This window comes from Pedobacter sp. Hv1 (genome assembly GCF_001412215.1).
Classification (GTDB): domain Bacteria; phylum Bacteroidota; class Bacteroidia; order Sphingobacteriales; family Sphingobacteriaceae; genus Pedobacter.
Map to the genome: position 1 here is coordinate 328,863 of NZ_LLWP01000008.1, position 21,738 is coordinate 350,600.

A 21,738-nucleotide genomic window follows, 5' to 3' on the forward strand; every position below is an offset into this window, starting at 1 on the left:
CTTTTAACATAAAAAAACCTACTGTGTAATGCAATAGGTTTTTTTTTATATGATTTTAAACTAGCTTAGTTGGTAACATCAATAATTTCTATGTCGAAATCGAGACAAGAATGTAAAGGAATACCCGTTACCTGACGGCCACCATACCCTAAGTCAGAAGGGATAATGATGCGCATTTTTACACCTTTTTTCTTACCTAACAACATTTTCTGCCATCCTAACACGGTATCATTTAATATAATTTCTAGTGGTGCATCTGCAGTTTTTTGGTCAAAACTAGTTCCAGATAAAAACCTACCGTCGTATTTAACTTTGATGGTAGAAAATTTGCTAATTTCTGTGCCTGTACCAGGATCACTAATGTTATAATAAATTCCATCTGGACTTTTCGTTGCAGTTATTCCTTTTGCAGCAATAAATTCTCTGATCAATCGATCATCGCTTTGCCATTGTTTGGTTTCGGCATAAGTTGTAATCTCAGAAACAATCACCTCGTTTGATGGAACTGGTCCATTTCCATTTTTGCCATAAGCTAAATATGATGGAACAATTACCCTTACCTTACCTCCTCTATTCACAGCACTCATGGCGATACGATAAGCATCTGGCAAGATATAGCCCAAGTAATCTTTTGATGTTGAAAATGCAGCTGGTGAATAATAAACTTCACCATTTAAAGATTTCACGGTTACATTATAGAAAACAGAATCTTTGTTTAACATTACCCCACCTGTTCCTGGATCTAGAATCTGATAATAAAATCCACTTGGATCCTTAACAGCAGGAATATTGTTACTCTTGATATAGGCCTGTATTTTAGCTTCATCAATGTCTTTAATAGACTCATATTCCTTTTTACAAGAACTGAAAATCAAAATAACACCTAACAAGGCGTATATATATTTTGTTATATTTTTGTGCATTTGCATGTTATTGAACATTAACAACTTCTACTGTAAAATCTAAAACCGAGTTGGCAGGTATTCCTGTACGGGCTTCATTTTTGTAACCTAAACCAGAAGGGATCAATAACCTGATCTTTCCTCCTTTTTTAACCAAAGGAATTCCCTTTTGCCAACCTAAGATGAGATTACTTAGTGGAAAAGTAGCTGTAGTGGTCGATTTATCAAATACTGAACCTGATAAAAGTCTACCTTCATAATTAACCGATACCGTATTTGATATCGTAATATCATTTCCGCTTCCTTGCGCAATAACTTGGTAATATAATCCCGACGAATGTTTAACAGCTACAATACTGTTTTTGGCAATAAAATCAACAATTGCAGCATCATCTATTCTGGCTTGTTTGTCTGCATCGTAATCCTTTTTACAAGAAGAGAGTACGCCAACGCACACAAAAAGCACTAAAAAAAACTTGGTTTTTAACATAATTGGACAAAAATAAGCTTTTATTGCCGATGGCGCAATTTTTAACCAAATTTAACACTTGGTAAAGCGATAAGGCTCAATCAGCACACTATCTAAAGCAAAAAAGTTTAGGGCTTGGCTAAAATACCCAAATCCCTAAACCTTAAACTTTCAATTTGATGGCTTAAAAAATATATTTATTAGCCTCAATAATTTGTTGTGCTACATTCTGACGGGCCTGTTTCACATTAAACGGCTCCATTTTGGTAAATCTGCGTAAGCCAACCAACATCATGCGCTGCTCATCTCCTTCGGCAAATGCCCATAAAGCCTCTTTACCTGCCTTGGCTAGTCCATCAACTGCTTCCACAAAATAGATGCGCATCATATCTAGCTGACCTTTACAAGCTTCTTCGCCACGTAAGGCCACTAATTTTTCTGTTCTCAGCATGGCTGATTCGGCGATATACACATAACTGGCCATATCAGCGATGTTCATTAAAATTTCTTGCTCTTTAGAAAGGCTCATCATTAATTTCTGAACCGCAGCACCAGCCACCATTAAGGTTGCTTTTTTAAGGTTCTGAATAACTTTCTTTTCAGCAGCAAATAAGGTGGTATCTTCTTCTCCAAAATCTGGAATCGACATCAATTCTGCTGCTACAGCGGTTGCAGGAGTCATCAAATCTAATTCACCTTTCATGGCACGTTTCAGCATCATGTCAACGGTTAACAACCTGTTGATTTCATTCGTACCTTCAAAAATACGGTTGATACGGGCATCACGGTAAGATCTATCCATTGGCGCATCGGCAGAAAAGCCCATGCCACCATAAATCTGTACACCTTCATCAGTTACGTAATCCAACACTTCCGATCCCCATACTTTCAAAATGGCACATTCTACCGCAAATTGCTCTGTCGATTTCAATTTAGCCTTACCTGCATCCATACCAGCAGCCACCAACTCATCATAAGCATCGTCGATATTTTGGCCTGCTCTATAATTTGCTGATTCTACGGCATAAACCTTGGCCGCCATTTCGGCAATTTTATAACGGATGGCACCGTATTTAGAAATTGGCCTATCAAACTGAATTCTTTCATTTGAATAGTTTACTGCCAAATTTAATACACCTTTTGAACCACCAATTGCTGCCGCCGCCAACTTGATTCTACCAATATTTAAAATATTTACCGCAATCTTAAATCCATTCTCTCTTTCTGAAAGCATGTTTTCTACCGGCACTGGGCAATCGTTAAAAAACACCTGACGTGTAGATGAACCCTTGATCCCCATTTTATGTTCTTCAGGGTTCATGGTAATGCCACCAAAATCTTTTTCTACAATAAAAGCAGTTAGGTTTTTATCGTCATCAATTTTTGCAAAAACGATAAAAATATCTGCAAAACCACCATTGGTGATCCACATTTTCTGACCATTAATGATATAATGTTTACCATCTGCACTTAATTTGGCTTTGGTTTTACCAGAGTTGGCATCAGAGCCAGAGTTTGGTTCGGTTAAGCAATAAGATGCTTTCCACTCGCCAGTACCTAACTTAGGAATGTATTTGGCTTTCTGCTCGGCATTACCATAATACAAGATAGGCAGGGTACCAATACCTGTATGTGCTGATAGTGCAACTGCAAAAGAATGGCCTGCACCACAAACATCAGCCACCAACATAGAGGTATTGAAATTTTTGCCAAAGCCACCAAATTCTTCAGGAATGGAAACACCTAAAATACCCAATTCGCCAGCTTTATCCATCAACGATGGCATTAATCCCTCTTCTTGACTATCAATTCTATCCAAGATGGGATTAACTTCTGCTGCTAAAAAATCGCGACAGGTCTGTGCAATCATCTGCTGTTCTTCATCAAATTCTTCAGGAATAAATACATCCTGGTAAGTGGTTTCTGTAATCAAGAACTCGCCACCTTTAATTGTTTTCTTTTCCATTTTGTAAAGTATCAAGTAGCGAGTATCAAGTATCAAGACCCTCAAACTCGCTGGGTTTAATTTTATTTTAATTTCTTTTCCAAAGAATAAATCATCTTTTGAATTTCTGTTGTTTGATCTACAAGGCTTTTTGTCGTATCATCATTTAATAGTTCTAATCTATTTGAGATAATCAGTTGTGTTTCTAACTCAAATGCGGAACCCTGACTAATGTTTAAAAAATATTTAAACTGAGCTTCACTACCACGTCCAGCACCCTCAGCAATATTAGAAGATATAGAAATTGCGCATCTTTTCATTTGAGATATTAATCCAAACCGTTCATCAGTAGGCAATAATGCCATTACTTTGTATACCTCAACGGTCAAATCTATTGCCTTTTGCCAAACCTTTAAATCTTTATAATTATGCATATCTCTCAGTATGTAGCAGCCTGCATCAAGTATTGAAACACTCGAATAAACTTAATTTACGTGATGTTCATTTTTATGTTAACATCCCAATCTTGATACTTGATACTCATATCTTGATACTAATAAACTTCAAATATCCCCGCTGCGCCTTGTCCGGTACCTACGCACATGGTAACCATACCATACTTTTGGTCTCTTCTTTTCAATTCGTTAAATAACTGCACTGATAATTTGGCACCTGTACAACCAAGTGGGTGACCTAAAGCAATAGCCCCTCCGTTTACGTTGATCTTTTCTTGGTCTAAACCTAAGGTTCTGATGATGGCTAACGACTGTGAAGCAAAAGCCTCATTCAGTTCAATCAGTTCAATATCATCCTGTTTTAAACCCGCTTGTTTCAATGCTTTTGGAATAGCCTCAATTGGACCAATACCCATAATACGTGGAGGTACACCAGCTACTCCATAACTTACCAAACGGGCAATTGGTGTAGCACCCAATTCTTTCATTTTCTTTTCAGACACCACCAAAACAAAGGCTGCTCCATCTGATGTTTGCGACGAATTACCTGCAGTAATACAACCATTGGCTGCAAAAACTGGTTTGAGTTTAGCCAAACGTTCTATCGTGGTATCTGCTCTTGGTCCTTCATCGGTATCTACCACATAAGACCGGGTTTGCTTTTTCATGTTGGCATCTAAATAGTTTTCGTTTACCGTTATTGGTAATACACCTGCCTTTAAATGACCATTTTTAATGGCTTCTACTGCTTTTAAGTGCGATCGGTAAGAAAACTCATCCTGATCTTCTCTACTTACATTATATTCTTTAGCTACTGCCTCGGCAGTAAGGCCCATGCCCCAATACCAGTCTGGGTTGGTTTTGGCCACCTCCGGATTTGGCACCAATTTCCATCCACCAAATGGCATTCCCGACATTACTTCTACTCCACCCGCAACAATACAATCGGCCATGCCTGCTTTAATTTTAGCTACAGCTGTAGCAATGGTATCTAAACCAGAAGCGCAGTAACGGTTAATGGTTACCCCTGGAACTTTATCGGTATCCAAGCCCATTAAACTGATCATGCGGGCAATATTTAAACCTTGTTCTGCCTCTGGTGTTGCATTACCAACAATTACATCGTCAATCTGCTCCTTATCCAAATTCGGAACCGACGCCACCAAATCTCTAATTACTTGGGCTGCCAATTCATCTGCTCTGGTAAAACGGAATACACCCCTCGGGGCCTTTCCTACAGCGGTTCTAAGTCCTGCTATTATATATGCTTCCATATTTTAGTATCTAGTAGCTAGTATCAAGTATCAAGACACTTGAACAAGCCTAATTTTACATTCTATTTAATTGTTACCGTAATACCTCAATCTTGATACTTGATACTTATATCTTGATACTCTAACCCTAGTTCCTCAACGGCTTTCCTTTTGTTACAATCGATTGGATTCTTTCTAAAGTTTTGCGTTCGCCGCAAAGTGATAAAAATGCTTCTCGTTCCAAATCCAAAAGGTATTGTTCGGTTACTTCTGTTGGCGATGAAAGGTCTCCTCCGCACATTACCCAACCTAGTTTTTCTGAGATCTTTTTATCGTGTTCAGAGATATAGTTACCAGAGTACATGGTATTGGCTCCTGCATACACAATGCCCAAACCTTGCTTGCCCAACACTTTAATGTCTTTACGTGGAATTGGCTTGGTATAACCAGCATCTGCCAACTCAATGGCTTTTGCTTTGGCATCGGCAATTAAACGACTCCTGTTCATACTAATGGCAAATTTATCTTTCTTCAAATAGCCCAACTCAAATGCCTCTACTGCAGAAGTAGAAACCTTAGCCATACCAATGGTTAAGAAACGATCTTTCATGGTGTTCTGCACAATTTGGTCTGCCCTGTACTCGTCTGATGCACGTAAGGCAAACTCTTTGGTTCCGCCCCCACCTGGAATTACCCCTACACCAAACTCGACCAAGCCCATATAGGTTTCGGCATTCAACTGCACAAAATCGGCATGTAAACTAAACTCACAGCCACCGCCCAAAGTCAGGTTATGCGGTGCTACCACTACAGGAATTGACGAATAACGGATCCGCATAGATGTATTTTGGAACATGCGCACAGCCATATTCAATTCTTCCCACTCCTGCTCTACGGCCATCATAAAGATCATGCCCACATTGGCACCAGCAGAGAAATTGGCTCCATCATTTCCTATCACCACACCGCGGTAATCTTTTTCGGCCATATCAATGGCTTTATTAATGGCAGCTAGAGTATCGCCACCAATGGTGTTCATTTTAGAGTGGAATTCTACATTGATAATTCCATCGCCCAAATCTATAATTGAAGCTCCAGAATTTTTCCAAAGCACTTTATTTGCTCTTAGGTTATCAAGGACAATAAAATTATCAGCCCCCGGAATTGCCTGATAGCTTTTAGAAGGGATATCATAATATTTTTTAACCCCATCTTCTACTTTATAAAACGAAGTATGTCCAGCCGCCAACATTTCGGTAACCCAAGCTGCTGGGGTATGTCCATATTGTTTCATTCCATCTATCGAAGCCGAAATACCTACGGCATCCCAAACCTCAAATGGACCAAGATCCCAACCAAAACCAGCACGCATGGCATCGTCTATGCGATACAATTCGTCTGAAATTTCTGGAATGCGATCAGACACATACTCGAACAAACCAAAGAAAGAAGCCCTAAACAACTCGCCCGCTTTATCTTTACCGGCTGCAAAAACCTTCATGCGGTCTTTTACATTTTCTATAGCTTTGGTTAACTCTAGTGTAGCTGATTTTACCTTCTCTTGCGGACGGTATTCGAGCGTTTTAAGATCTAGTGCTAATATTTCAGTTTTGCCGTCGGCAGATTTTGTCTTTTTATAAAAACCTTGTTTGGTTTTATCGCCCAACCAATTGTTGGCTTCCATTTTTTGAACATACGCTGGAAGTTTGAACAGTTCGTGAGCTTTATCCTCAGGACAATTGTCGTACAGTCCTTTTGATACTTTGATCATGGTATCCAGTCCAACCACATCTGTAGTACGGAAAGTGGCCGATTTTGGTCTACCCAAAGCTGGCCCCGTAAATTTATCTACCTCTTCTACCGTCAGATCCATTTTCTCTACCAAGTGCAATAACGCCATAATAGAATATACACCAACCCTATTGGCAATAAATGCAGGTGTATCTTTACATAAAACCGTAGTTTTACCTAAAAACTTATCACCATAATGCATCAAGAAATCTACAATTTCGGGTTTGGTAAAAGGTGTCGGAATAATTTCCAATAACCTTAAATAACGTGGTGGATTGAAAAAGTGTGTACCACAGAAATTCGCTTTAAAATCGTCACTTCTGCCTGCGGCCATCATATGAATTGGAATACCCGATGTGTTTGAAGTAACCAAGGTACCCGGCTTGCGAAATTGCTCTACCTGCTCAAATACTTTTTTCTTGATGTCGAGATTTTCTACCACCACCTCAATAATCCAATCGTAATTGGCAATCTTGGCCATGTCATCATCAAAATTGCCCGTGCTAATGTTGGTTAACACTTGCTGGCTATAAATTGGCGATGGATTGGTTTTTACAGCTGTTTGCAAAGCAGTATTCACAATCCGGTTTTTTACTGCCGGATGTGTCAACGCCAAACCTTTTGCCTGTTCTTCGGCATTCAGCTCTTTTGGGGCAATATCCAAAAGCAGCACCTCTACACCAATATTGGCGAAGTGGCAGGCAATACGAGAACCCATAATGCCAGAACCCAATACAACTACTTTATTTATTTTTTTGTTCATCATGATCTTTTGTAGGGGAATAAGCCAATGTTAATTGGTTAACTTTATCTAAGGTTAAAATCAGTTGCTCTTTTTCTTTGGCACTTAGTTTTTCGTTTAAATATTCATTAAACTTGATGACTACATTACTGGCCAATTTTCTTTTCTCGATTCCAAATGGCGTTAAAAAAACTTTAACAGAACGTTTATCGCCCATGGCAGTCTCTCTGTAAATCAGCCCTAGCTCTTCCATATTATTTAACATTCTGGATAAGCTGGTTGCCTTTACACCAAGCAATGCTGCCAAGGCCGAAACTGCCGTGCCCTCTGCTTCTATATTAATTAGCACGTAACCAATGGCCTGCGTAATGCCAAAGCCCGATGCAATTTGGTTGTAGGTGTTGGAAACATTCTGCCAAACCACCTTTAAAAAATAATCTACTGTTTCTTTCTGCTTCATTAATTACTATGCTTGCATAACAAATTTAATGATTAATAATTAGAATGCAAATAGAAAATCAAAATATTTTTATGGCTTCATTTGTTCGGCTGTATCCTCTATTTTAAACGTCTAATACTTGATATTTGTTGTTTTTTTTCCAGATCATTACAGTAATATCATTGTCAATTAAAACATCATTGTGGCTAAATAGATATTGATCATTCTTCTTTTCTGGAAAGCAGTACCTGTAGCGTTTCGGATCCGATACTCCCATTATACGCTGTACTGCGTGCCGCTTCCATCGGGTTTAGCTAACCCAAGACCGTAACTCTTTTGAACATTTAGCTTCCTGGCGCAATGCCCTTGTCAATTAAACCTGATTGTAGCGAACACGGAGCCGCAGGCGAAGTAAAGCGGAAAGCCTGCCTACCGCAGGCAGGCAGGACTGGTGTGGCTAAGAACCACTGACATTCGTTTCCTAATCAATTTGTTAAACATTATTGCGAGCAGGGATTGATCATTCTTCTTTTCTGGAAAGCAATACCTGTAGCACTTCGGTTCCGACATCCCCGCTGTACGCTTTACTGCGTGCCGCTTCCATCGGGTTTAGCTAACCCAAGACAGTAATCCTTTTGAACATCTAGTTTCCCAGCGCAATGCCCTAGTTAATTAAACCTGATTGTAGCGAACACGAAGCCGCAGGCGGAGTAAAGCGGAAAGCGGGGCTGCTTTAGCCAAGAGAAACTGACACTCATTTCCTGATCTATTTATTAAAACACGATTGTCAACAAAATAGATATTGATCATTCATCATCTCTACCCTAAAGCGCATAAAAAAAGCGCCCCAATAATTGGAACGCTTTTTTAAAGATTCTGTTTCTACTAGTATAACGTAAATTCTACTCTTCTGTTTTGTTGACGACCAGCTGCTGTGGCATTGCTTGCAATGGGTTGATCTTTACCATAACCTGTTGCTTCAATTCTACTTGCATTGGCACCTTGAGATACCAAGTAAGTTTTAATCGCCTCTGCCCTGTCTTTAGATAAACGCATGTTCAACTCTGCAGAACCTGTGTTATCTGTATGACCAGCTAATTTTAGGCTAAAGTTTTTCTCTACCAATAAAGCCGCAACTCTATCTAAGGTAGGGTAAGATTTAGCACGGATGGTTGATTTACCCAAATCGAATTCTAAATTCGCAATGGCATCTCTAACTACTTTACGATCTGCTTCTGTTACCACCACCTGAGTTTCTTTGATAATTTGAGGTTTTGGCGTAACCAATGGACAACCAGAACCATCTACCACTGTACCCGCAGGGGTGTTAGGACATTTGTCCAATTTATCTGCTACACCATCACCATCGCTATCTTTTAATAGCTCACCCATGTCGGCACGCAACCTTGCATTTTCTGCTTTTTGTGCATCAAGATCAGATTTTAATGCGCCCGCTTCTCTTCTGGCAGCTAAGGCTTCATCGTAAGTTGCAGCGGTTGGACTATAGAAGGCTAATTGTTTCCCTTTACCCAATGCAAACTCTAAACCAGCATAACCATAGCTGTATTTATCGTTTCCACCTCTTTCGTAACCGTCCATATTGTCGCCATCAACAAAGTTTACGGTATAACCTAAATCAAGATTTACACCTTGAGATAAGCGAAACTTTGCACCCACACCAACTGGGACAATCATTTTGTCTACATTTTTGTTGGTTACACTTACATTTCCTGCTGTAGTTGTAGTGGCCTCGTAATTGGCAAAACCACCCCCTGCCGAAGCATAAAATTGCGCACCATTTTCTTGTTTAAACATGCTCCAATTGAACATATTTACCACCGCACTTAAACTTGCTGAATAACGCAATTGAGTAGAGAAAGAACTAAAGGGACTTACATTTACAGTGCCATCTCTATATGGTTCTGCATTGTTTCCAGTTAATTTACCTCTCAATCCGTCTGCACGTAATGCAAAATAAGGTGTAATTTGTTTCTTGATGTACAAGCCATAACCTAAATTGGTTTTCCAGTTAGAGAAATCTTCTTTTCCACCTAGCGGAGAAAAAGGCATTAATGCGCCTGCATTTACACCAATAGACCATGTTCTAAATGATGTAGAAGGGGCTGTCATTGGTTCTTGTGCTTGTGCAGCACTTCCAATAAATAGGGCAGCTAAGGCTACCGGCAATGTTTTAAATAATTTCTGTTTCATAAGAGAGATATTATAATAAGCTAATGTTATTTACAATATCTATAGGCAATCAATGTACCAAACTCGATACAAAACAATGCCAAACAGCGCTATTTATCTTATAAACAAGCCGTTAAATCACCTATACAACTCTGAGGAATTGTTAAAAAGTGTTAAAAAAGTGTGCACATTGCTATACAGTTGAAGCTGATAAGCAGCACAAAAGCACAATTGAATTGATATGCCTGTTGGCCAAGCTTTTAACTCTAGCGAAATACTTAACTATAACGATAAACAATTAAGGAATATTGCCTGCAAATTTCCATTGCGTGCTAAAATTTTCTGGCAACAATTGATTGGTTAAAATTGCCCTTACCATTTCAACCGGCATGTTGTTCTCTTTCAAAATGCGATCGTGAAACTGAATATTGCTCATTTTACCACTTGTTACCAATTCTTTATGCAATGCCCTAAACTCTAAGCCTCCCAACATGTATCCAATTTGATAGAGTGGTCCGTAACCACCCGTAAAAGAACGACGTACTTCGGCTTCGGCATTGGCTCTTTCAAACCCTACTCGTTCTACCAGAAAATCGATACACTGTTTTGGGGTCCATTTACCAAGATGGTAGTTCATAGAGAAAATGATACGGGCACAACGGTGCATACGCCAAAACAACATACCGATTTTATCTTCTGGTGTTTTAGCAAAGTCCTTATCCCACAGCAACATTTCCCAATATAACGACCAGCCTTCTGTCCAGAATGGAGTGCTAAAAGTTCTGCGGTAAGGTTTGTATCTGCTCTGCATAAAATATTGCAGGTTATGGCCCGGAATTAATTCGTGGAACACTACTGCTCTAGAAAAATGACGGTTGTTACCTCTTAAGGTCATCATTTTTGCATCTTCTGTCATGTCTTCGGTTGGGTAGGCAATCAATACCGACTCGCCACCTAAAAAGAAAGGGGCAAACAATTGTTCTTGCGGACTTAACATACGCATACGCCAGCCTTCTTTAGCTAGTGCTGGCACTGTAATTAATTTATTCTGCTCTATAAAATTAATAGCTTCATTGGCCAATTCGTATACCAATTCTGGTTGTTTACCTAAGGCAGGATAATCTGTTTTTACTTTTTCTAGGGCTTTTTTCCAATCGTTGCCAAAACCCATTTGGTTAGAGGCCTTTAACATTTCGGCATCGCACCAAGCAAATTCTCTAAGCGCAATGGCTTCAATCTGCTCTGGGGTATAGGCAATCATTTCGTCTTTTAGGCCACTCAACAAGGCTGCTCTTCCAATGGGGTTTCCTAAAATACCACTACCATCGTCTTTGGCATTAGAAAGTTTTGCCGTTTTGCCCAGTTCGCTAGCATATTCTTTTAAAGCTTTTAACACTTCTGGGTAGCTCTCTTTAGTAGCCTTAGTAAATTGTGGGTCGTAACCATCATAAAACTTATATGCTTCGGTAAATACCGTTACATATTGGTTAACCGTTTGTTGTGCCCAATTAGCCTGCATAGGTGTAATCACCAATTGTCCGTTACGGAAAGATTTTGTGGTATTTTCTATTGCTGTTGTTAATTGTTTAAAGTTTGAAGCTGTGGTTTGACCGTCTTGTTGCGTACCTATTCTTCTTTTCTGTTCAAAATCTATGATGGTTTTGGCAAAAGGAACGGTAAAGTTCGATGTTTTAAATTCGGCATAAGCTGCTTTTGAGGCTGCAGCATCTACATTGATATCGCGTTTAAGCAAAGTATAATCTACGCGTTCGTTTACATTTAGCTTGGCAAATGGCAGGGCTTTTAACTTGGCTAACCAGCTGGCATAAAACCGATCCATCCTTTGGAAGTATTCTTCAGAACGTTTTAAGCTGTACTTGCGGTTCAGCATTGTTTCGTCAGACTGGTATTGGTTAATGTAAGGGCTTAATAAGCTGGCCTCATTGCTTTGTGCAAAAGACACCTGTAGCGAAAGTGTAAGGGCGAGAAGCGAAAAAAATAGTTTGCGCATGGCTGATCGATTAGTTTGTGGTTAATGTAACTGAAACTACCTGATCTTGATCTCTTGCCAAACACGCCTTTGGTAGCCTACATTGGTAATAGCCGCAATATAATTAAAAGTAAAAAGTATTTGGTAAAAGTTAAAAGTGGAAAGTAGAAAGATGCAATACCTATGGATGATGAAAGGCTAAAAGAGCCACCAAATGAGCCATTGAGCTAATGAACCTATTTATTTGCTATCTAAATAGTTACAATACTTTTATTTTTTACCTTGCAATAAAGCAACTTTATAAGTTACGCCTAGGTTAACAAAGCTACTGCTTAAGCCACCATCTAATGCTTTTACATGACCAAATGAGCTTCGCAGATCTAAAACCGGAAGCAGGTGGTATTGTAAGCCAACACTAGGTTTAACGATCAGACCTTGTCCTACATCCATGTTACCACCTCCAGAGCCACCTGCCATTACTTGTGCAAATGCTTTAAACTTGGTGTGCATTTTATCTGCCGTTGTTACACCAAGCCCAAAAGTGCCTTCTCCATAAGCTCCAGCATTGCCAAAGTTGGCGAAAGATACATGCGTAGCCAAGTACCACTGTTTTTTAAGATAGAAATTGATCTGGGTAAACACCTGTTGCATATTTTCGGTTGGGTTTACCTGTCTTTTTGCATTAAAATAGATTTCCTGACCTGCAATAATTTCTAGTCCTTTAAAAACAGCCGAATCAAAATGTTTATCATTATCGTACACAAACCCATTTTGTTGCAGGTTAAATTGTAGGGCAAGACCAAGGGTTGAACCATAGAAATGTTGATTAGGTGTCATCAACAAACCTTTGTTCAAACTGATGCTGATGTTTTTCCAAATTTTTTGGGTAATGGAAATATCTGGATAAATTAAAAAGCCGCCTTGCGTATCTACACCACCACCGCCTCCAGGGCCTAGACCAAATTTCAATGCAATATTTGTGTTGTCGTTAAAGAATAAAAAGCGATGTCCGTAACCCACCAAAACATCTAAATACCCGCCTTGAATTCCTTTATAAGCGCCATCTGCCCTAGCAAATAGAAAGTCGTTTCTCCCAAGGTCGCTGCTCAGCTCGAAACCTACCAATTGAATGGTTCTTCCTACCAAAGAATTTCCAGTGGTTTCTTGCGATTTCTTTTTTGGAGACAACTGATTAAAACGCAATGCGAAACTGACGTTTTTACTCTTGGTATTCCATTGTGTATTTTTAGCTTCTGTATAGTTGATCGTTTTTTCAGAATCTGCAAAAGGTGCATGTTTTAACTGGAATGGAATACGAACGGCATAGTTCAATTGGCTACCCTTGATTAGGCCACCATCAAAAAAATTAATGTAACTATAACCCGCAGTGATTGCAAATTTTGGGAACTGATACCCTAAATTAACATGCGATAAAACCACAGCACCGCCCCCATCGGGTGCATCGGCACCACCACCGCCACCAAAATAGGCACCAGCATCAACAAATAGTTGCTTACTGATGTTAGCTTGCACTCCCGCTTTAAGACCAAGGGTAAAAAAACCACCTCTCAAACCCGAAACTGCCCCATAATAACCCAAACCAGCATAAAAATTTTTGTTGATATTGAGGTTGTAATGTATGCCAGTAAGTCCTATGTTTTTTTCTCCATTGGGCATTTTAACAGCTAAAAAGTCTGCCTGTAAAAAACCTTTCTGCTTGTACCTTGGAATTAAACGAACCGAATCTTCTTGCGAAAAAGCAGTGAAAGAGAACAGCAAAAAAAAGAGGGTTACGAGTGCTTTCATCAAAAACTTGTTTACTATTTCTAGTTTGGATATTCAATTTTAAACAAATCTAAGATTAACTCTGTATTCCTGTATAACTTTAATTATAAATAAGTACTGATCTGTACATATCATTTATCCAGGTCATTAGGTCTTAAAGCATTGCGCACTACCAGTTTTCCATCTTCTAAAATAAGGTAACGCGGAATTGAATAACCCAATTACAAAAATAGAAATAGCCTAAAAATGTGATCAATTACCATCCAATAGCCTTGTCATCTCCTCTTGGGTCTGCACCACCTTGGTAATAGCCCCATTTGGTTTTCAGAATGGCATCTACCCTTCCAATAGGACCACGGGGAACAATTTTATAGCCTTTTGCTTTGAGTTTAACGGTGGTTAAACTGTCTAATGCTTTTTCTTCTACATCTACCTGATCTGGCAACCATTGGTGATGGATTTTTTTGGCATTTACAGCCGACTGCATTGATTGGTTGAAATCAATTACATTTAAAATAGTCTGGAAAACAGAGGTAATAATGGTAGAACCACCCGGGGTACCTACTACCATAAACAATTGCCCGTCTTTGGCTAAAATTGCAGGTGTCATTGAACTTAACATTCTTTTGCCCGGAGCTATAGCATTGGCCTCGCCACCTACCAATCCGTACATATTAGGTGCACCCGGTTTAACCGAAAAGTCGTCCATTTCGTTATTGAGCAAAAATCCTGCTCCTTTTACTACTACAGCTGCCCCATAAGAACCATTTAAGGTAGTGGTAATGGAAACGGCATTGCCGTCTCTATCTACAATAGAAAAATGGGTGGTTTCTTCATGTTCTGTAGGTGCAATTTCGCCAGCATTGATTTCGGCACTTGTGCTCGCTTTTTGCCAGTTAAAGGTGCTCATGCGTTGTTTAATGTACGCATCTTCAATCAGTTTGTTTTGCGGTACAGGATAAAAATCTGGATCACCCAAGTGTGCTGCCCGATCTGCATATACCCTACGCTCTGCCTCTACCATTAGCTGCACGGTAGAATCTGAGTTAAAACCCCATCTTTGTAATGGATAAGGTTCTACAGATTTCAATAACTGCACTAATGCAATTCCTCCACTTGATGGTGGTGGCATGGTAATCACCTCATAACCTCTATAATTCCCGGTTACAGGTTTACGCCATACGGCTTTATAATTGGCCAAGTCTTGTTTGCTGATGATACCTCCGCCACGTTGCATTTCTGCTACGATCGAATCGGCTACCGCTCCTTCGTAAAATCCATTTCTACCTTTTTCTTTGATCTGTTTTAGGGTATTAGACAGTTCAGTTTGCACCAAGACATCGCCTTCAGTCCATGTAGTTTCTTTAACCAAAGCTGTACCTAGCGGATTTAGTTTTTTAAACCTGGCTTTGAGCCCATTTAATTCTCTGGCCTGTCTGGCAGTTAGTTTAAAGCCACTCCCAGCTAAACGTACAGCTGGCGCTAGCAGTTCTTCCCATTTTAAGCGTCCATATTTTTGATGTGCTTCGGCCATGCCTGCTACAGAGCCCGGTACACCCGCAGCCAATTGTCCATACAAACTTTTGTCGACAATGGGGTTGCCTGTGGCATCCAGATACATATCTCTTCCTGCACCTGCTGCTGCTTTTTCTCTAAAATCGAGGGTATTGCTTTCGCCTTTGGCAGAACGATACACCATAAAACCACCGCCACCAATGTTTCCTGCATTGGGGTATACCACAGCCAGAGCAAACTGAACGGCCACTGCCGCATCTACTGCATTGCCACCTTTTTTAAGGATATCGACACCCACTTGCGAAGCCAACTCACTGGCCGAAACCACCATCCCGTTGCGGTATTCGCCACTGTTATTTTTACCTAGTTGGCCACCGGCACAACCCAAAAATAGGCTACTTGCCAATAAGGAAACAGCAAGTACGGCTAGCGTTAATTTATGCTTTGTAGTTTTCTGCATCTTTATAGATCTGATCAATTGTTGCGGCATTTTTTTCCAATACCACTTTACGTTTAAAACTCAATTTAGGGGTAAGCTCACCTCCGTCTATACTAAATTCTTTGGCCAACAAGGCAAAACGTTTCACCTGTTCCCATTTGCCAAATTCGGCACCCAGCTGGGCAATAATTCTGGTATATTTATCCAATACTTGTGCATTGGTAATCATTTCTTCGTTGGTAGTATAAGGAATTCCTTTTTTCTGGCACCATGTTTTTAGGGCCGCAAAGGTAGGCACGATCAAAGCTGCTGGGAATTTTCTGTTTTCGCCCAATACCATAATCTGCTCAATTAATGGCGATTCTTTATACCTGTTTTCTAACATCTGTGGGGCCACATATTTACCACCAGCAGTTTTAAAAATCTCTTTTTTACGATCGGTGATCTTTAAGAATTTACCTTCTAAAATCTCACCTATGTCTCCGGTATGGAACCAGCCTTCTTGGTCAATACATTCGGCCGTAAGATCTTCTCTTAAGTAATACCCTTTCATTACGTTATGACCACGCACCAAAATCTCGCCATCTTGCGCAATCTTAATTTCTACGCCTTCTATTACCGAACCTACGGTACCAAACATGGTGGCATCAAAATGGTTAACGGTAATTACCGGCGAAGTTTCTGTTAGCCCATAACCTTCGAATATCGGCATGCCTGCTGCCCAAAAAATACGGTTCAATCTAGGGTTTAAAGCGGCACCGCCAGAAACGATTACAATGATGTTACCGCCCAAGGCTTCTTGCCATTTTTTAAATACCAATTTACGGGCTATACCCAATTTAAAATTGTACCACCAGCCTTTGTTATGGTCGAATTTTTCGGCCAGCGCCAAAGACCAAAAGAAAATCCCTCTTTTAATCCCTGTTAGGTCTTTCCCTTTTTCCATAATCTTATCGTACACCTTTTCTAATAGACGGGGTACGGTAGAAAAAGCATTCGGTTTTACATATTGGATATCGGCTACAATGGTATCGGTACTTTCGGCATAATATACAGCTACACCAGTATAGGCATAGAGGTAAGAGATCATTCTTTCGAAAATATGCGACAGCGGCAAAAAGCTCAATGCCTTTTCTAAACCCGGAGGGATCAATACTGAAGATTTCTCAAAATTCTCTACCAGGTTATGGTGGGTTAACATTACGCCCTTAGGGGTACCCGTAGTGCCAGAAGTATAAATCAATGTTAAAATATCTTCACCTGTTACTGCATTTCTATAGGTTTCCAGATCAACATCGGTGGTTTTGCCTACGTTAACCAAGTCTTCCCAATAATCTACACCTTCAATTTTATTGAGTGTATAAATTTTAATAGGGTGGTTTAAGTCTTTGGCCACCGTTTTTACTTTATTGTAAATGGCCTCATCGCTCACAAAAACAATAGTGATCTCCGCATTTTCGATGATAAACTTTATATCGTGCTCTCCCAAGGTTGGGTACAGTGGAATTTGATAGGCTCCTAATTGCATAATGGCATAGTCGCAGATATTCCATTCTGGCCTATTGTGCGACATGACGGCAATTCTTGAACCTTTGCCAATACCCAATGTGGTTAAACCTTTGCTCAATTGATCGGTTACCTCACAAAATTCTTGTGTGCTGTATTTTTTCCATTCGCCATTTACCTTACCACTGATAAATTCTGTTTTCGGAAATTGCTCGAGATTGTATTTTAGAAGATCGAATACTCTGCTGATGGTTGTAGACATGGCTTAACTATTTAATTTGGCTGGGCAATGATACAACGATATAGCTTTTGCCATAATTGTTGTTTCTCAAATCTAACAAATTATCTTTTCTACTCAAACCAAAATTAAATTTATTCTGCATGCATAGTAATTTATTGCTTTATGATGAAGGAGTTGAAAGCGCAAAGCTGAAGGCAGAAAGCCGAAAGCTGAAAACGCAAAACTTAAGGCGGGAAGCGAAGAAGTTTAAAGCTGAAAGCAGAAGGCTCAAAGCACAAAGCGAAAAAGTGTACAACTTGTGCGAATCAATAAAAACTTTACTTTTGTTACAACCGGTAAAATATTTTCTGTTGTTATGTTTGATTCTCTAAAAAAAAGCATCAATGCAATTCAGCCCCTAACTGATGAAGAATTGGCTATTCTTTATGCAGCATTGTCTTTTAAAACACTTAAAAAGTATGAGCTTTTTTTACAGGAAGGCGAAGTTTGTAACCATGTAGTTTTCATTAAAAAGGGGGTATTGAGAATCTACCATCAAAGAGATGGAAAGCAACATACCACTCATTTTTGTTTGGATGGGCAATGGACCAGCAATTATGCCAGCTTTTTACAAAAGATTCCTTCTAATTATATCATTGAGGCACACCAAGAGACAGAACTTTTTTTAATTAGTCATGATAGTCTACAGAAACTTTATGCCCAAATTCCGTCTTTAGAACGTTTCGGCAGGCTCTTGGCCGAACGCCTATTTATCACGATCGTTAACCGTAACGAATCGTTAATTTTACTTACTCCAGAACAACGTTACCTCCGTTTATTAAAAGAGCAACCACAGATTTTTCAGATCGCTCCCTTGAAACAAATTGCCTCTTTACTTTGCATTGAACCCGAAAGCCTCAGTCGCATCAGGAAAAGATTGAGCACGGTTTCTTAACCCAAGTCAAGAAAAAAAAAGTATTTCATAACCGAAGTCAAGTGCTATCGGTAAATGTAATTGCAGATTTGCCTACCTAAAATCGAATTACCATATGAAGTTTTTATTTGCTTTTTTATTTGCATCAATTACAGGCAATATGCTGTACGCACAATCGCCATCAACACAAACCGTTAGAGGCCAGGTATTGGATGATATTACCAAATCTCCTATACGTTCTGTTTCTGTTTATCTGGGCACTAATCTGGCCAACATTGGCACCACAACAGATAGCTTAGGCTATTTTATTTTAAGAAACGTACCTATTGGTCGTCAAACCATCTATATCCGTAGTGTAGGTTATGAAGAACAGCTCCTACAAGAAGTATTGGTAACTCAAGGCAAAGAAGTAGTACTGAATATTGCCTTAGTAGAAAAAGTAGGGAGTTTAAAAGAAGTGATTGTTAAAGCCCCGAACCGTCAAACTGCCAATAATGAAATGGCAACGGTAAGCATGCGCTCTTTTAATCCGGATGACACCAGAAAGTTCGCAGGTACATTTGGAGACCCCTCCAGAATGATTGCCAGTGGTGCTGGGGTGGTAAGTGGCAACGATTCGCGAAACGACATTGTTGTTCGTGGAAACTCGCCCAGCGGTGTACTATGGCAAATGGAAGGGATTGATATTCCTAACCCTAATCATTATGGCTCTTTGGCAAGTACAGGCGGCCCCATTAGTATGTTAAATAACAATAACCTAGGGAGATCTGATTTCTTTACGGGTGCATTTGCAGCTCAATATGGGAATGCACTATCTAGCGTTTTTGATCTGCGCTTGAGAAATGGCAATACAGAAAAATCGGAATATATAGCAGAAATGAGCTTTACAGGTTTTGAATTGGGGGCAGAAGGGCCCTTATCTAAAAAATCGAAGGCTTCTTATATCTTTAATTACCGTTATTCTACGGTGGGCATTTTGAGTTCTTTAGGCTTAGATGTTGGTGTAGGCACCGCTGTTCCAAAATACCAAGACCTCAATTTTAAGTTCAACATCCCTGTTTCCAGAAAAAGCAAATTAGCGATATGGGGCTTGGGCGGGCCTAGTAAAATTAACCTGATGGGCAATGATGTAGATACCACCAATATTGTAGCTGCAGATGGTGACGAGAATGAGAACGTAAGAACCAATTTTTTTAAAGGCACCGGTGGTGTTACCTACGAAACCAATTTTTCTGCAAAGACCTACGGAAAACTAAGTCTCGGTTACAGCTATACCTCAGAAAAGGTAAGTACCGATTCGATTAGCAACCCTCAAAGGATAGCCTTTGCCAAAGAGACACGCCGTTATCGCTCTGAAAGAACAGCCTTAGCTTATAATTTATCGCATAAATTTAATGCAAAAAATAGCCTCGCAACGGGTGTAAATATCGCAGCTATTGATTTTGACCTCTACAACAAAGAATTTTTTGGAGCCGGGAGTAGTGAAAAAATCAACATTAATCAACAAGAAAGTACCATTTTGACACAGGCATATGCTCAATGGAAACATCGTTTTACAGACAAACTTTCCTTAAATACAGGTCTGCACTTTCAAACCTTAAGTTTAAATTCTTCTACCGCTGTTGAACCTCGAATTGGATTAAAATATAGTGCCAGTAACAAGCATAGCTTTTCTTTTGGCTATGGGATCCATTCGCAAATGCAAAGCCCATTGGTGTATTTTTACCAGACCCATCAAAACAACCAAACCATTTACACCAATAAAGAACTCGATTTTACCAAAAGTCATCATTTAGTACTTGGCTATAATTATGCCATGAGCAATACCTGGAATCTAAAAACTGAAGTGTATTACCAACATATTTTCAATGTACCTATAGAAACGAAAGCCTCAGGTTTTTCATTGTTGAATGAGGGAGCCGACTTTAGCATGCTTTACCGCGACAGTTTGGTAAACAAAGGAACAGGTAGAAATTATGGATTGGAACTGACTTTAGAAAAAAGTTTTAGCAAGGGGTATTATATGATGATCAATACCAGTTTTTTCCAATCAAAATATAAAGGAAGCGACAAAGTGGAAAGAAATACAGCCTTCAACAATAAATATGTAGTGAATATCCTTGCTGGTAAAGAATTTAAGATCAAAGACAAAAACACACTTTCTATCAACTTCAAATTGGCTACTATGGGTGGAAGATATAGCTCACCAATAGACATCGCGGCTTCACGATCAAATTATACTACTGTTTATGATGAGATTGTTGATCCTTATTCCATTAAACAAAAGGCTTATTTTAGGGCAGATCTCAAAGTAGGTTATCGAGCTAACTTTAAGAGATCGACCTTAGAATTTGGAGTTGACCTTCAAAATATCAGCAACAACAAAAACATATTTATTCAAAAATACAATCACAGAACCAATGCTTTGACCTATGAGTACCAACAGGAATTTTTACCTATCCCCTACTTAAGGTTTACTTTTTAGGTTGATTTTAAACGGGAAGAATGTTTAGGCAAATAGACTGAATTGTTATTGCTTAGCTTCTTTCCGTTTTAGCTTGCTTATATTACAGCTTGTTATTTTGACAATAAAGCATCAAGAAAAAGATGGATTTTGTTCGCCAAGAAGATTGATTCATTTACTATAATTAAGCTTAATTTAATGGTGTAATCTTTTTAGCTTGGCCTTGACTTGCAACCATTGGCTTCTCCGCAATATCATAACGAACAATCTTTAGTGGCTCACCATTAACAGACTGCAGCAATAACCTTTCGTAACTAGTTTGTAATGATCTTTTAACCGTATAAAATATTACTGCTGTTAGGGTGCTGTTATTGCTGTTTACTGCTTTGGTTTCGCATTTTAAAAATTCGACAGCATCGATCGTACCCATTCTATCTTCATAGGTTTTATAAAACCTGTTCAGCTTACTGGTATCTGTTACTTTTAAAAAAGTATCGGCCAAAAAAGGATACGTTTTAGCATATGTTTTTGTTTTTAACGCTTTGTAAAATGATTCGGCAACCTGCCTAGTCTGATCTTGGTCTTTTTTGTCATTTAATCTGGTGGTGCTAAAGGTGCAGGCACCTAAACAGAGTGAAAAAAGGAATATATAGATAGCAGTACGATTCATTAACTTAAAATTATTTGTGATCATTTTCA

Annotated in this window: 15 protein-coding genes; 2 read left to right on the top strand and 13 right to left on the bottom strand. The window is 39.3% G+C overall.

Features of this window, described 5'->3' with window-relative positions:
* Window positions 1–65: 65 nt before the first annotated feature.
* The 12 genes from AQF98_RS15755 to AQF98_RS15810 all read right to left on the bottom strand — a co-directional run bounded on the left by AQF98_RS15755 (window position 66) and on the right by AQF98_RS15810 (window position 17,683).
* Window positions 66–923, bottom strand: a complete 858-nt coding sequence (locus AQF98_RS15755) for an FKBP-type peptidyl-prolyl cis-trans isomerase (RefSeq protein WP_161805881.1) — start codon at window positions 921–923, stop codon at window positions 66–68.
* A 7-nt stretch (window positions 924–930) separates the two neighbouring features.
* Window positions 931–1,392, bottom strand: a complete 462-nt coding sequence (locus AQF98_RS15760) for an FKBP-type peptidyl-prolyl cis-trans isomerase (RefSeq protein ID WP_055132911.1) — start codon at window positions 1,390–1,392, stop codon at window positions 931–933.
* Window positions 1,393–1,555: 163 nt separating this feature from the next.
* Window positions 1,556–3,337, bottom strand: a complete 1,782-nt coding sequence (locus AQF98_RS15765) for an acyl-CoA dehydrogenase family protein (protein ID WP_055132912.1) — start codon at window positions 3,335–3,337, stop codon at window positions 1,556–1,558.
* A gap of 62 nt (window positions 3,338–3,399) precedes the next feature.
* Window positions 3,400–3,750 (bottom strand): four helix bundle protein, encoded by a 351-nt coding sequence (locus tag AQF98_RS15770; protein WP_055132913.1) that lies wholly within the window; start codon window positions 3,748–3,750, stop codon window positions 3,400–3,402.
* A gap of 119 nt (window positions 3,751–3,869) precedes the next feature.
* Window positions 3,870–5,045: an acetyl-CoA C-acyltransferase gene (locus AQF98_RS15775; RefSeq protein ID WP_055132914.1), complete on the bottom strand. Its 1,176-nt coding sequence runs from the start codon at window positions 5,043–5,045 to the stop codon at window positions 3,870–3,872.
* Between the two features lie 127 nt (window positions 5,046–5,172).
* The gene (locus tag AQF98_RS15780) at window positions 5,173–7,578 is read right to left on the bottom strand and encodes a 3-hydroxyacyl-CoA dehydrogenase/enoyl-CoA hydratase family protein (RefSeq protein ID WP_200911911.1); all 2,406 of its coding nucleotides are present in this window, start codon (window positions 7,576–7,578) and stop codon (window positions 5,173–5,175) included.
* The gene (locus tag AQF98_RS15785) at window positions 7,559–8,017 is read right to left on the bottom strand and encodes a MarR family winged helix-turn-helix transcriptional regulator (protein WP_055132916.1); all 459 of its coding nucleotides are present in this window, start codon (window positions 8,015–8,017) and stop codon (window positions 7,559–7,561) included. The genes AQF98_RS15780 and AQF98_RS15785 overlap by 20 nt, the downstream gene beginning before the upstream one ends.
* A gap of 864 nt (window positions 8,018–8,881) precedes the next feature.
* The gene (locus AQF98_RS15790; RefSeq protein ID WP_055132917.1) at window positions 8,882–10,207 is read right to left on the bottom strand and encodes an OmpA family protein; all 1,326 of its coding nucleotides are present in this window, start codon (window positions 10,205–10,207) and stop codon (window positions 8,882–8,884) included.
* 277 nt (window positions 10,208–10,484) lie between these two features.
* Complete coding sequence (locus AQF98_RS15795; RefSeq protein WP_055132918.1) at window positions 10,485–12,197, bottom strand: DUF885 family protein; 1,713 nt, start codon at window positions 12,195–12,197, stop codon at window positions 10,485–10,487.
* A gap of 249 nt (window positions 12,198–12,446) precedes the next feature.
* Window positions 12,447–13,982, bottom strand: coding sequence for a hypothetical protein (locus AQF98_RS15800; RefSeq protein WP_055132919.1), 1,536 nt, complete (start codon window positions 13,980–13,982; stop codon window positions 12,447–12,449).
* A gap of 235 nt (window positions 13,983–14,217) precedes the next feature.
* Entirely contained in the window at window positions 14,218–15,936 is a 1,719-nt protein-coding gene (ggt, locus tag AQF98_RS15805) for a gamma-glutamyltransferase (RefSeq protein ID WP_055132920.1), read from the bottom strand.
* Window positions 15,914–17,683, bottom strand: coding sequence for a long-chain fatty acid--CoA ligase (locus tag AQF98_RS15810; RefSeq protein ID WP_055132921.1), 1,770 nt, complete (start codon window positions 17,681–17,683; stop codon window positions 15,914–15,916). The genes ggt and AQF98_RS15810 overlap by 23 nt, the downstream gene beginning before the upstream one ends.
* A 334-nt stretch (window positions 17,684–18,017) precedes the next feature.
* Between AQF98_RS15810 and AQF98_RS15820 the strand changes: the two genes are divergently transcribed.
* Together AQF98_RS15820 and AQF98_RS15825 are read left to right on the top strand one after the other, a co-directional pair.
* Window positions 18,018–18,596, top strand: coding sequence for a Crp/Fnr family transcriptional regulator (locus AQF98_RS15820; protein WP_055132923.1), 579 nt, complete (start codon window positions 18,018–18,020; stop codon window positions 18,594–18,596).
* A 94-nt stretch (window positions 18,597–18,690) separates the two neighbouring features.
* On the top strand, window positions 18,691–21,060 hold the full coding sequence (locus tag AQF98_RS15825) for a TonB-dependent receptor (RefSeq protein ID WP_055132924.1): 2,370 nt from the start codon (window positions 18,691–18,693) through the stop codon (window positions 21,058–21,060).
* 169 nt (window positions 21,061–21,229) lie between these two features.
* On the opposite strand, the gene AQF98_RS15830 is transcribed toward AQF98_RS15825, so the two are convergent.
* Complete coding sequence (locus tag AQF98_RS15830) at window positions 21,230–21,709, bottom strand: hypothetical protein (protein WP_055132925.1); 480 nt, start codon at window positions 21,707–21,709, stop codon at window positions 21,230–21,232.
* Between the last annotated feature and the right edge of the window lie 29 nt (window positions 21,710–21,738).